General features: G+C 71.9%; 9 protein-coding genes. All 9 read right to left on the bottom strand.

The window, feature by feature from the left end:
- Window positions 1-208 precede the first annotated feature (208 nt).
- The 9 genes from Q8O14_15485 to Q8O14_15445 all read right to left on the bottom strand — a co-directional run bounded on the left by Q8O14_15485 (window position 209) and on the right by Q8O14_15445 (window position 12,792).
- The gene (locus Q8O14_15485; protein MDP2362130.1) at window positions 209-1,744 is read right to left on the bottom strand and encodes a YifB family Mg chelatase-like AAA ATPase; all 1,536 of its coding nucleotides are present in this window, start codon (window positions 1,742-1,744) and stop codon (window positions 209-211) included.
- 173 nt (window positions 1,745-1,917) lie between these two features.
- A complete protein-coding gene (locus tag Q8O14_15480) occupies window positions 1,918-3,462 on the bottom strand; it encodes an acyl-CoA carboxylase subunit beta (GenBank protein MDP2362129.1) in 1,545 nt (514 codons plus the stop codon).
- Between the two features lie 227 nt (window positions 3,463-3,689).
- On the bottom strand, window positions 3,690-4,637 hold the full coding sequence (locus tag Q8O14_15475; protein MDP2362128.1) for a hypothetical protein: 948 nt from the start codon (window positions 4,635-4,637) through the stop codon (window positions 3,690-3,692).
- Window positions 4,634-5,686 carry a DHH family phosphoesterase gene (locus tag Q8O14_15470; GenBank protein ID MDP2362127.1) on the bottom strand — a complete coding sequence of 351 codons (1,053 nt, stop codon included), beginning with the start codon at window positions 5,684-5,686 and terminating at the stop codon, window positions 4,634-4,636. Before Q8O14_15470 ends, Q8O14_15475 begins: the two co-directional genes overlap by 4 nt.
- A 126-nt stretch (window positions 5,687-5,812) precedes the next feature.
- The gene (locus tag Q8O14_15465; protein MDP2362126.1) at window positions 5,813-6,784 is read right to left on the bottom strand and encodes a hypothetical protein; all 972 of its coding nucleotides are present in this window, start codon (window positions 6,782-6,784) and stop codon (window positions 5,813-5,815) included.
- A 75-nt stretch (window positions 6,785-6,859) separates the two neighbouring features.
- Window positions 6,860-8,371 (bottom strand): N-acetylmuramoyl-L-alanine amidase, encoded by a 1,512-nt coding sequence (locus Q8O14_15460; GenBank protein ID MDP2362125.1) that lies wholly within the window; start codon window positions 8,369-8,371, stop codon window positions 6,860-6,862.
- 19 nt (window positions 8,372-8,390) lie between these two features.
- A complete protein-coding gene (locus Q8O14_15455) occupies window positions 8,391-9,278 on the bottom strand; it encodes a type III pantothenate kinase (GenBank protein MDP2362124.1) in 888 nt (295 codons plus the stop codon).
- Entirely contained in the window at window positions 9,260-10,093 is an 834-nt protein-coding gene (locus tag Q8O14_15450; GenBank protein ID MDP2362123.1) for a biotin--[acetyl-CoA-carboxylase] ligase, read from the bottom strand. The genes Q8O14_15455 and Q8O14_15450 overlap by 19 nt, the downstream gene beginning before the upstream one ends.
- The gene (locus tag Q8O14_15445; GenBank protein ID MDP2362122.1) at window positions 10,090-12,792 is read right to left on the bottom strand and encodes a SpoIIE family protein phosphatase; all 2,703 of its coding nucleotides are present in this window, start codon (window positions 12,790-12,792) and stop codon (window positions 10,090-10,092) included. Before Q8O14_15445 ends, Q8O14_15450 begins: the two co-directional genes overlap by 4 nt.
- Window positions 12,793-12,797 lie beyond the last annotated feature (5 nt).

Below are 12,797 nucleotides of genomic sequence, written 5' to 3'. Positions count from 1 at the left end.
GACGCCTCGCGCCACTCCAGCGGCGTCTACATCTACACCCTGACGGCGGGCGCCGAGCGCCGGACGGGCAAGGCCGTCCTCGTGAAATAGGTACCGCCACATCCGCATCCACCCGAAGGGGGCCTCGGCGGAGGCCCCCTTTTCCATGGGTCCCCCCTGACGAAACCCCGGCACCCGGTGGCGGCCGCCTGTGCGATTCACTTCTCGTTCACGACTCGTCCCCGGCTTTCCAGTGCCTGCCGGTGCGCAGGAGCATGGCCTCCGCCAGTTCCTTCCGGCTGATTTCCTCCGCCCCAGCCAGGTCGGCGATGGTGCGCGCCACCTTGAGCAGGCGATCCACACTGCGTCCACTAAGGGAATCCCGCAAAATGGCGGCGGCCAGCAGGCGGGACTCCGCCTCCCCCAGCCGGCAACAGGCCCGGATCTCCGATCCCTCCAGATCGGCGTTGGCTTGGCGACCACGATCCCGATAGCGGCGCTGCTGCCGCCGCCGGGCCTCCGCCACCCGCGCGGCCACGCTGGCCGAGGCCTCGGCCGGCGCATCGGCCAGCAGATCCTCCGGCGGCAGGGCGGGCACCGCCACCTGGAGGTCGATCCGGTCCAGCACAGGCCCCGAGACACGGGAGGCATAGCGTTGCCGCTCGAGGGGCGGGCAGCGGCAGCGGCGGCGGGCGTCCCCCAGCATGCCGCAGGGGCAGGGATTCATGGCGGCGATGAGGGTGAAGCGGCTGGGCAGCTCCAGGCGCAGGGCGGCCCGCGAGATGAGAACGCGCCCGTCCTCCAGCGGTTGCCGCAGTTGTTCCAGGGTGGGCCGGCGGAACTGGGGCAGCTCATCCAGGAAGAGCACGCCGCGGTGGGCCAGGCTGACCTCGCCCACGTGGGGCGGTCGGCCGGACCCGATCAGGCCGGCGTCGGAGATGGTGGCATGGGGGGCGCGGAAAGGCCGGTGGGCCAAAAGGCCGCAGGAGGGGGGCAGCAATCCGGCGACGGAGTGGATGCGGCTGGCCTCCAGGCGCTCGACCGGCGTGAAGGGCGGCAGGATGCCCGGCAGACAACGGGCCAGCAGGGTCTTGCCGCTGCCCGGCGAACCCACCAGCAGCAAATTGTGCCCGCCCGCCGCCGCGACCTCCAGGGCCCGCCGGGCCTGGCGTTGGCCCCGCACGTGGGCCAGATCCAGACTGAAGCTCCGCCCGTCCACGGCGGGATCCGGGCCCTCCGCCCGCCAATCCCCCGTGTCGCGGCACATCCAGTCCAGGGCCTCGCGCAGGGTGGAAGCCGCGGCCAGGGGCAGCTGGCAGCCCGCCCGCGCCTCGGCCAGGTTCTCCGTCGGCACAAGCACCCGCTCCACCAGTCCGCTGCCCGCGCCCACCAGCGAGAGGGCGCCCCGCACCGGCTCGATGCGGCCGTCGAGGCCCAGTTCGCCCAGGACCAGGGTGCGCCCCAGGCCGTCGGCCGGACGCAGGCCCACGGCGGCCAGCAAGGCCACGGCGATGGGCAGATCGAAGGCCGAGCCGCTCTTGCGCAGGTCCCCCGGAACCAGATTGACGACGATGCGCTGCGAAAGCGAGATGGGCAGGCCGCTCAAGCGGGCGGCGCTGAAGATGCGGGGGACGGCCTCCTGGATCGCCTTGTCGGGCAGACCGGTGAGGACGATCTTGGGCAGCCCGGAAGCGGCATGGCACTCCACCCGCACTCCCTGCGCCTCCACTCCGGTCAGCACGGCCGTCCAGACCTGCGTGTACATGGTGCCTCCTTGCGAAGGCAGCTCAACCCGCCCGGCGGGGCGGCCGTTCCCCTGGCAGGCGGGCCGTGGCGATCAAATGCAGGGGGTGTCCAGGCAACGGGGCACCGCGTCGCCGCGGACGGCCCGATGGGCTCCTGTGTCCAATCCGCGACGGGCGGGCGCCCGGGACTGGATCAGAGGGGGATGTTGCCGTGCTTGCGCCGGGGGTTGCGCTCGGCCTTGTTGCGCAGCAGCTCCAGGGCGCGGAAGACACGGGCGCGGGTCTGCTCCGGCAGGATGACGGCGTCCACATAGCCGCGCTCGGCGGCGATCCAGGGATTGGCGAAGTGCTCCGAGTAGTCCTGGATCAGCTTCTCCTGGGCGGCGGCGGGGTCGGCGGCGGCCTGGATCTCGCGGCTGAAGATGATCTCGACGGCGCCCTTGGGGCCCATCACCGCGATCTCGGCGCTGGGCCAGGCGAAGTTGGCGTCGCCGCGGATGTGCTTGGAGCTCATCACGTCGTAGGCGCCGCCATAGGCCTTGCGGGTGATGACCGTGATCTTGGGGACGGTGGCCTCGCAGAAGGCGTAGAGCAGCTTGGCGCCATGGGTGATGATGCCGTGCCACTCCTGATCCGTTCCCGGCAGGAAGCCCGGCACGTCCACGAAGGTGAGCAGGGGGATGTTGAAGGCGTCGCAGAAGCGCACGAAGCGGGCACCCTTGCGGCTGGCGTCGATGTCCAGCACTCCGGCGAGGACGGCCGGCTGGTTGGCCACCACCCCGACGACGCGTCCGCCGACGCGGGCCAGACCCACCACCAGGTTGGCGGCGAACTCGGCATGGATCTCGAGGAAGGAATCCTGGTCGACCACGGGCAGGATCGCCGCGCGGATGTCGTAGGGCTTGCTGGAATCGGCGGGCACCACCGTGCGCAGGCTGTCGTCGGCCCGGTCCACCGGGTCCGCCGCGGGCAGATCGCGGGGCGCCTCCAGGTTGTTCTGCGGCAGGTAGGCCAGCAGGTCGCGCACGCGCTGGAGGGCCAGGCCCTCGTTGGCCTCGGCGAAATGGGCCACGCCGCTGCGGCCGGCGTGGGTGCGGGCGCCGCCCAGGTCCTCGCTGCTCACCTCCTCGTGGGTCACCGTCTTCACCACCTTGGGCCCGGTGACGAACATGTAGCTGGTCCGCTCCACCATGATGGTGAAGTCGGTGATGGCGGGGCTGTAGACGGCGCCGCCGGCGCAGGGACCCAGGATGGCGCTGATCTGCGGCACCACACCGCTGGCCAGGGTGTTGCGCAGGAAGATGTCGGCATAGGCCCCCAGGCTGGCGACGCCCTCCTGGACGCGGGCGCCGCCCGAGTCGTTCAGGCCGATGATGGGAATGCCCGCCTTGAGCGCCAGGTCCATCACCTTGCAGATCTTGGCGCCATGGGCCTGGGACAGGCTGCCGCCGTAGGTGGTGAAATCCTGGCTGAAGACGGCCACCGGCCGCCCGTGCACCCGGCCGAAACCCGTCACCACCCCGTCGCCCAGGGGACGGCTCTGGTCCAGGCCGAAGGCGGTGGACTGGTGGCGCACCAGCATGTCCGACTCATCGAAGCTGCCGGCGTCGAGCAGCAGGTCGAGGCGCTCCCGCGCCGTCAGCTTGCCGGCTTCGTGTTGACGCGCCACGCGGGCGCGGCCGCCCAGCTCCTGGGCCTCGTCCTCCAGCCGCAGCAAATCCTCGCGCCGCACGCTCATGGCTTCTCCTGTGGATGGTCGGCCGAGCACACGCAGCCGACCGGCCATCGGCCGGGTCCGGTCCCGCCTGTCCTGCTCTTCTCGTGGTCCGCCGAGGCGCGCCTCGCGCGGTCTCTGTCGATCCCGCGACAAGATGATGAAGGCGGGGCACTCCCGGCAACGGAGCAGGATGGCCCCGGTGCCCTGTCCGCCGGGTGGTCATGCCCCGGCGATCTCGTCTGAGGGTGTCAGGGGAGAAGGGCGCTGAGCGTGACGAGGTGCGAGGCGCCCAGTTCCTGGTGCGGGCGCCAGGCATAGTCCACGCTCCAGCGGCCCAGGATCAGACCGGCGCCGGCGGCGGGGTCGCCCTCGGCCAGGCCGGCGCGCAGGGCCAGCCGCTCCAGCACGATCCACTCCGCGCCGCCGTGCAGCCAGGCCCGGCGCCAGCGGCCGTCGCGGTCGGGCACGGCGCCCTCCAGCTCGCCCCGCAGGGCAAGCTCCCCCCGCAGGCGTGAGCGCCAGCGCGGCAAGGAGCGGTCCAGGGCGGCGCCCACCGCCCACTCCGGTGCGATCCAGTCCTGCTCGCCATCCTCCCAGAAGAGCACGCTGCCGGTCAGATCCCGCAGGCTGAGGCCCAGGGCCAGACCCGCTTCCGTCTGCCAGCGCAGGCCGGCGTCCAGGCCCAGCCCCTGGCCGCGCAGAACGGCCAGGTCGCGGTGGATCAGCTTCAGCGTCAGACCGCCGGCCAGCCCGGGGCGCAGCTCCCGCGCCGTGGACAGCCCCAGGATCCAGTCCGCCGCGTCTTCGCGCCGGACCACGGGCCGCCCGCCCTCTTCGAAGGTGCCCCCCCCCTCCAGCAACCGGCTGATGGGGATGTCCGGCACGGCCTGCCGCAGCAGGAAGACGGCGACGGGCAGGTCGTTCCAACGCGCGCTCCAGGACAGGTAGTCCAGACTGAGGATTCCGCCGAAGGCCTCCTGGTGCTGGAAGGAAGCCAGTCCGGCCCCGCCGTCCACCAACAGGGCCGGATTCCACCAAGCCCGGGTGCCCCCGTCGGCAAGCAGGAGGCCGCTCAGGCCGCGGGCCACCGGCGCCGCCCCCACCTCGGCCCGCAGGAAGTCCCCGCCGTGCCGCTCCTTTCCCCAAGCCAGGGTGGCCAGGGTGCCGAGCATGAGCAGGCGCCACCACATGTTCATGAGCTGCTCGCTTCCTGGACGAGGGAAACCCCGTCCTGTTCGGGCTGGCCCACGGCCCGCAGGAAGGCCGGGACGATGCTGCGGCGGAAAAGCAGGCGCGCCTCCTCCAGGCCGATGCGCGCCGCCGACACCTGGCCCCCCGCCATGTGGCGGTGGCCGCCCGCGCTGCCGTGCTCCCGCACCAGTTCCCGCGCCAGCCTCCCCACATGGGGTTCCTGCAGGTTGTTGCGGATGGAGAAGACGACGCGGTCCTCGCGCCAGCCCCAGACCAGCACCCAATGGATTCCCTCCAGCCGGCGGAAGGTGTCCGCCACCTCGGCCACGAAATCCGGGTGGCGGGTGGGACCCAGATCCACCACCATCGCCTTGCCGAAGCGCTCGGCCCGCTCGACGGCCTCCTTCATCATGATGAAGTAGTCCACCGGGAGGCGGCTGTTGACGATCAGATGCAAGAGGTCCCAGTCGATCTTGGGATGGAGCTTCAGGTAGACGGCGCGGTCCGGCTTGCTGGCGCCGCGGCCCATGTCGCTCGTCTCGGTGCGGATGGCGTAGTAGAGGGCGGTGGCCAGGGGCACATCCACCTTGAGGTTGCGCGCCAGCAGGTACTCGTAGGCCAGGGTGGCGGTGGCGCCGTAGCTCTCGCGCAGGTCCAGGAAGACCGGTTCGTGGGGCCAGGCTTCGCCCATGATGTGGTGGTCCACCACGCCGTAGCGGGCATCGGCGGGCAGGCGGCAGGAATTGTTGCCGCTCCCCGGCTGGCTGTCCACAAAAAGGAAGAAGTCGAAGTCGGGCAGATGGAGTTCGTCCAGGGGGTGGATGCGCAGATTGAGGATCTGCAGCATGGTGCGGTTCTCGGAGCGCCCCAGCTCGCCGCCGGAACCGACCACCGCCTCCCGGTCCATGTGCTCGAAGATGAGCTTGAAGGCCATGGCACTGGCCACGCAGTCCGGGTCCGGATTGTCGTGGGTGACGATGAGGATGCGCCGCGCCGCGCCCAGCGCGAGCTTCAGATCCTGCAACCGTCGGGAACTTTCGCGGACGGGGGTCATGCCGCTCCAACTCTTGATTGCGGCCGGGGTTTGCACGCGGCAGCGGAGTCCGTCAAGGGCCGGCGCTCAAAGTAGCACCGGGCAGGTGAAGTGCAAGCCGCGGGCGAACTCGGCCTCCCGACGCCTTCACAGCACCCGCTCCAACCTGGTCAGCACCCAGCCCCGGTCCTCCCGGTGCTCCAGCGCCACGCGCCAGGCGGGACGACCGCCCGGTGCCTCGATGCGCGAGATCGGGCCCCGAGGGGGGGCGCTCAGCAAAAGGCGCTTATCCAGCAACTCCGGGGCGGCGGCCTTGAGCGTCGCCTTCAGATCGGTGCCGTGGTGTCCGCCGGGCAGGGCCAGCAAGCGGCTGAGATCGGCCCGGTCACGGGCCTTGCCCCACCGGCCGCGACGCACCGCGTCCAGGAACTCGCCGAGGGCGCGGTAGGGGCTGTCCAATCGCACGGCCGGCCCCAGCCGCCAATCGCCCCCGCTCCCCAGGAGCGGCCGGCGCACGTCCAGATGCCAGCTGCCCGGGCGCTCGCGGAAGGCGGGGGCGGCGTGGGCCTCCGCCACGAGGAGGGCCTGGCCGTCCCAGTGCAGACGGTCGGCCCCGTCCTCGGCCAGAAGGCGTCGCCGGCCCTGGGCATCCACCACGTCGAGGCGACGCCGGGGAAAGTCCTCGCCCTGGTGGCGGGACAACACGAGCAGAGCCTCGCCGCGGTCGGCCGCCTGCCGGAGGACGACCAGGGAGTCGGCCCGCAGGAGCAGGCGTGTCGCGCCACGCCCAGTGCCCGCCCCCAGCCAGGCGAGCAGGGCCTGCCCGGTGGCGGATTGGCCGCCCGCGCCGGGCAGGACGCGCCGCAGATGGAGCACCCAGCCGCCAGCCAGGGGACGCGGATCCTCCACTTGGCCTTCGATCAGGCGCAGACGGGCCAGGTCAAGCAGCAGTTCGCCCGGCAACTCGCGGGACGCCGCCTCGAGATCAGGCGCCAGCCAGGGATCGGCTCCCGCCAGGCGGGGATCCTCGGCCATGGGCAGAGGTGGCCGGGCGCAGGAGGAGAGCAGGGCCAGGAGCAGCCCCGCGATCAGTTGGCGCGGCCAGGCGAGTGGCATCATGTGGATCCTCCTTGCCCGTCCGCCCTTCCGGCGCGACGGCTTGACTATCGATGCCGGTGGTCCTCTGATCGCGGCTCAGCGGCCTTCCCGCAGCCAGGCCTCGATGCCGCGCCGGATGGCCTTCACCTGTTTGCGGCGGACGTGCGGATCCAGCATCCACTCCTCCTCGCCGGGATGGGCCAGGCTGCCGGCCTCCAGCAGGATGGCCGGGCAGCCATGGTGCCGACAGACCCCCAGGCTGCGCCAATGAAGGCCGCGATCGCGCAGGGGCAAGCGCCGCTTGAGCTGTTCGTGGAGCAGTTGGGCCGCCTCGGCCGACCAGGGGCTCCAGGAGAAGACCATGAAGCCGTCCGACTTCCACGGGTCCTCGCCCTCCCCCACGCTGTTGTAGTGCAGCGAAAGCAGTAGATCGGCCCGCAACTCCCGCGCCTGCGCCACCCTATCGCCCAGGCTGAGGGTGCTGTCCCCGTCTCGCGTCAGCCGCACCTCGGCCCCGGCTCGTTCCAGCTCCGTCTTCAGCTCGCGGGCCAGGAGGAGGGCCAGGTCCTTCTCCATCACGCCGGAGGCGCCGATCGCGCCGCTCTCGCCGCCGCCGTGCCCGGGGTCCAGCACGATGAGCGCCTCCTTGAGGGAGGAGGCGCGCCGCTGGAAGGTGATGATCAGGCGGCCGGGCTCCCAGCGCAGGGAGTGCCCCTGGAAGGCCCCGGGCGCCAGGTCGGCGCGCAGGGACAACTCATCGCCGGCCAGCGGCTCCCAATCCAACTGGCGGAGATCCCCGGCCTCGTCCAGCTGCACCCAGTCCAGCCGGCCCCGCATCCGGGGAAAGATGAAGCGCCAGCCGCCGCTGGCGGTGCCCTCCTCCCGCCAGAGGGGCGGCGAGTCACCGCTGACGGCCAGGCTCAGCTCCAAGTCGCCCTGCTCCAACCGGCGGGTCTGGACGGCAGGTCCCAACCAGCGCGGCTCCGGCGGCTCCGGCGGGGCCGGGCCCAGGTGCGCCACGCGCCGCTCCGGCACCCAGGCCGCCAGCGTGGAGCTCATGGGCAGGCGGAGCCAGCCATCCCGGCGCTGATCAGCGATCCACTCCGTGCCGGCCTGGGGGAAGATCCAATAGCTGGCGCCCGGCGCCGTGGACAGGGGACTGCCGTCCAGCCGGACCCGGGCGGGCAGCTCCCGGGGCGCCGCCGTCTTTTGCGAGTCGGGCGGGGCGTCCGCGGCGGGCTCCGCCAGGCGCAGGTGGAAGGTCCAGACGCTGTCGGGATGCTCCAGGTTCAGGCGCAGCACGCGATCGGCGGGCCAGGGCACCTGGGCGGCGAAGCGTCCGTCCGCCGTCCGGCGCAGGGGCCGCCCCTCCGCCAGGATGGTCTCGGCCCGGCCCAGATGCCCGTTGACATAAAGCCATTTGCCCGCCGCCAGGCGCGGCAGGCTGTCGGCGCCCGCGGGGCGGGGATGGCAGAGCAGGCCCCCATCGGGCAGTGGGAGGGGAGCGCCCGTCGCCCCCCGGCCCGGCGCCAGAAAGGCGCCCAGCACGAGCCCCAACAGAAGCAGGCGACGCGCGGGCCGGCTGCGATCCATCGTTTTCCCTTCCATCTCGATCATCCGACCCGGCTCACTCGTCCACCGGATCCTCATCGGGCAACCGTTCGATGCCGATCTCGCCGGGATCCAGCTCGGGCTCGCCCAGGGTGCGGGCGGTGATGAGGGCCAGTCCGTGCAGCACCAGATAAGGGAGGTGCCGCTCGATGACCGTGGTGTGGCGCGCCATGATGCGGCCGAATCCGCCGGTGGAGACCACGCGCAGCGGAGCGGGGACGCCCGCGCCGGCGAGCTCCTCCCGGATGCGGGCGACCAGGCCCTCCACCTGGGCCACGGCCCCGTGCAACAGGCCGCTCTGCATGGCCTGCTCGGTGGTCGAGCCGATCACCCGCGGGGGAAAGGCCAGGGCCACTTTGGGCAGGAGGGCGGCGCTCTGGTGCAGGCTGCGCAGGGCGGATTGGGGGCCGGGCAGGATGAGGCCGCCCAGGAAGGCGCCGTCGGCATGGACGACGTCGAAGGTCGTGGCCGTGCCGAAGTCCACCACCACGGCCGCCTGGCGATGAAGGTGCCAGACGGCGGCGGCGTTGCAGAGGCGGTCGGCGCCCACCGTGGCCGGCTCCTGGAGGCGGATGGCGGGCGCGCCCGACGAGTCGGGCCCCAGCAAGAGCGGTGCGATGCGCAGATAGTGTTCGGCCAGCTTGATCCAGACGAAGTTCAAGTCGGGCACCACGCTGGCGATGGCCACGCCGCTGAGCGCCTGGGGGTCCAGCCCCACGCTGCGGAAGAGCGTGCTGAGCATGACCCAGCTCTCGTCGATGGTGCGGGCGTGGCTGGAGGCCAGCCGCCAGTGGGCGCTGAGGCGCCCCTTCTCGATCACGCCCAGCACGATGTGGGTGTTGCCGATGTCCACCGCCAGCAGCCGGCGGGTGAAGCCGCCCGGCCTCAGGCTTCCAGCCTGCACCACATGCCCTCCTTTCGCAACTCCTCCAGGCGCAGTCCGCCGTCGGCCAGCAGGGCGCCACCGCCCGGCCAGGCCAGGCGCAGGCGGCCATCGGCCAGGTGTTCGTGGTCCGCCAGGCGGTGCGTCCGCTCCCCGTCGCGGATCCAGACCGGGCGGGAGGCGAGCAGGTCCGCCTCCGCCAGCCCCGGTGGCGGGGCAGGGCGGGCGGGCAGCCCGCGGCCGCCCAGCTCGCCCAGCCAGGCCGCCAACAGCTCCTCCCGCTCCACGGCCACGCCGCCCTGGGCCAGGGAGCGGGCCGGCTGCCGCAGTCCGGGGGGAAAGGTCCGCTGCCCAAGGTTGAGACCCAGGCCGACCACCACATGGGCGCGGCTTCCCACAATGCGGGTTTGCACGAGCAGTCCCGCCACCTTGCCGGCGCCCGCCCCGTCCTCGAGCAGCAGGTCGTTGGGCCACTTCCACCAGACACGCGCGTCGCCCTCCGCCCCCTGACAGCTGCGGGCGAGGACCCGCGCCAGGGCGAGGGCCGCCCAATGCCCGACCAGGGACAGATGATGGCGCTCCAGATCCAGGTCCAGGCGCAGGGAGACCAGGAGACCCTCGCCCGCCGGGCAGTCCCAGTGTCGCTCGTGTCGTCCGCGGCCGGCCGTCTGCGCCTCGGCCGTCAGCACGGTCCAGGGCCGGTCCAGGGGACCTCCCCCCTCCAGCGCCTCCAGCAGGCGCCGGTTGGTGGAGTCCGTCTCTGCCACGGCGTGCAGGCGCCAGGGCGGCTGGTCCGGCATCCTGGCCAGGGCCGCCGCCACCCCTTCGAGCCTCATGCCAGGCTGTCCCGCGGAGTGGCCGGATCGCTGGCGGATGCCGCGGCCGGCGCGAGGCGGACCGCATCGCGCACGTGGAGGACCACCAGGGTCTGGTCGTCGTACTGGCGGGCGCCCGTCTCGAAACGATCCACCACCTCGAGCAGATGTTGCAGGGTGTCGCGCGCGCATGGCTGTCGGCTGGAGAGCAGGGTCTGCTCCAGGCGCCGCTGCCCGAACTCCTCCTCCGCCGTGCTCATCGCCTCGGTCAAGCCGTCCGTGTAGAAGACCAGCTGGTCGCCGGGCTTCAGGTCCAGGTCCTCCGTCTGGTAGGCGCTCCCGCCGAACATGCCCAAGGCCAGGCCGCCGCTGTCCAGGTGACGGATCCGTCCATCCCGCACGAGGAGGGGCGGATTGTGGCCGGCGTTGGAATAATGGAAGCGCAGGCCGTCGGCAGAGGAGCGGATGAGGCCCTGCACGAAGGTGACGTAGATGTCGTCGGCCGTCGTCTCGGCCAGCTGGTCGTTGAGGCGGGCGTTGAGTCGCCCGGGATCGAGACCCTGGTCGAGCAGGCTGCGCCACGAGGCCTGCACGTTGCTCATGACCAGGGCGGCGGCCATGCCCTTGCCCGAGACGTCGCCCAGGGCGAGGGCGAGATCGCCCTGGCGGTTGCGGCGGAAATCGTAGTAGTCGCCGCCCACCTCGTGGGCCATGCGGCAGGTGCTGGCGATGTCGAGGGCCGGATGCTCAGGCGCCTCGCCGGGCAGCAGGCCCTGCTGGATGGTCCGCGCGATGCTCAGTTCCCGCTCCAGGCGCTCCTGGGCGGCCAGTTGCCGCATGTTGTCGCGGATGCGCCGGCTCATGGTGTTGAAGGAACGGGCCAGCAGCCCCAGCTCGTCGTCCGTCTCCTCTGGCAGCCGGATGTCCAGGTTGCCCCGGGCCAGCTCATCCGTCCCCAGTTTCAACTCGCCGATGGATCGGGTGATGCGCCAGTTGAGCATCCAGGCGATCCAGATCCCCGTCACGAGCAGGGGGGCCAGCACAAGCAGCTGCAGGAGCAGCAACAGGACATAGGGAAAGACGATGGTCATGTCATCCATGAGGACGGCGGGCAGGATGCGTCCGGGCAGGGATTCCACCTGGACGAGCAGCTCCTCGCCCGGCGGATTGAGGGGAAAGCCCTCGTGGACCAGCCGGGCCAGCCCCACCTGGAAGATGCGGTCGCGCAAGGGGGCATCCGCCCCCGGAAACTCCCGCGTGCGGTCCAGCTCCCGTTCGTCCGCCTCGGGCCGGAGGCCGATCTGGCGCAGGCCGAAGCGCACCAGGTTCTCCTCCCCCTCCACCGAGACCAGCCGGATGCTGGTGCCCAGGGTCGTGCCGATCTCCTCCAGCGCCTCCTCGTCCAGCGGGAAGAAGCCCGCCGAGAGGAGGTTGTTCTGCTCGATGAGGGAGACCTGCCAGGCGCGCTGGCCCACGCGGACGAGGCCCGCCGTGCAGCCGGCGCGCCAATCGGGCGGCAACTGGATCTCCTCCAGGGGAAAGTCGCTGGGCATGCGCCAGGTGGCCACCAGGCGCCGCCAGTGCTCGCGGCGCAGACTGTCCCCCTCGCCGGGCGCGACACTGCCGCCCGGCGTGTCCGCCGACCAGTAGAGACAGAAGAAGCCGCGCCCGATGTGCGTCTCGTCGCCCATGCTGCGCAGTTGTTGCTCGAAGCGGCGCTGGGCGGAGCGGTCCAGCGGATCGGCGAAGGCCTGGGCGAACCAGGCGGTGACCAGGCGGCCGCTTTCCAGGCGCTGGTCGAACTGGGCGCGCACCAGGCGGGCCCGGTAGCTGCCCATGACGATCACGGCCATCGTGCCGAAGAGCAGGGTGAGCAGGATGAGGGGCAACACGCTCGAGAAGAGGGCGTTCATGGCCAGCTTGGTGCGGATGCGGGATTGGCGCAGGAGGCGCCCCACCAGCACCAGGAGCGCGGCAGGCAACTGCAAGCCCAGCCAGGCCTGGGCGATGGTCTGGAGCGGACCCAGCGTTTCCAGCAGGCGTCCCTGGCCCAGACCTTCCCCGATGTGCAGGTTGAAGGTCTCGCTCTGGGCCTGGAGCTGGAGACCCTGGGTGATCTCGCGGGTCCAGGCCCAGGCCAGCAGGATCAGCCAGAACAGGGCATACCAGGCCAGGCGCGGGCGCAGGGCGGGGTTGCGCAGCCATCGGAGGACGGGCCGCACGAGGAGGGGCATGAGCATGAGGGGACTGCCCGCCACCAGCCCGATGGCGCCCAGCAGCGCGGCCGCCCACAGGCCCAGCAGCTCACGGCGGCGGGTCCGCCAGGGGCGATGCAGCCAGATCTCCTCGCCCGCCTGGACCAGGACCAGGGCTGTCACGGTCAGGGTGCCGGGGAGGGTGAGGACCTGCCAGAGCAGATCCTCCGGGTTGACCAGGTGCTGGGATAGGAGGAGCCGTTGGCCCAGCATGAGCAGCAGCCAGGCCAGCGGCAACCGCTCCTGCCAGCAGCCGTCGCGCAGCAGGCGCCAGAGCACCATGGCCAGGCCGATCTGGCCCGGCGCCTGCGCCACTCGCCACGGCGCGTCCGCCGGCAACAGGAGCGAGGCGGCCAGCCAGGCCAGGGACAGGCCGGCCAACAGGGGCAGCGGCAGCGACAGGACTCGCGCGGCTTTGCCTTGCAGGCGGCTGAACCAGTCCCCCATCGCGTCAACCCCTCTCATCGCAG

It is taken from the genome of bacterium (genome assembly GCA_030685015.1).
Classification (GTDB): Bacteria; CAIWAD01; CAIWAD01; order CAIWAD01; family CAIWAD01; genus CAIWAD01.
The sequence above is the reverse complement of the archived record's forward strand: the minus strand, read 5'-3'. Positions and strand labels throughout refer to the sequence as shown.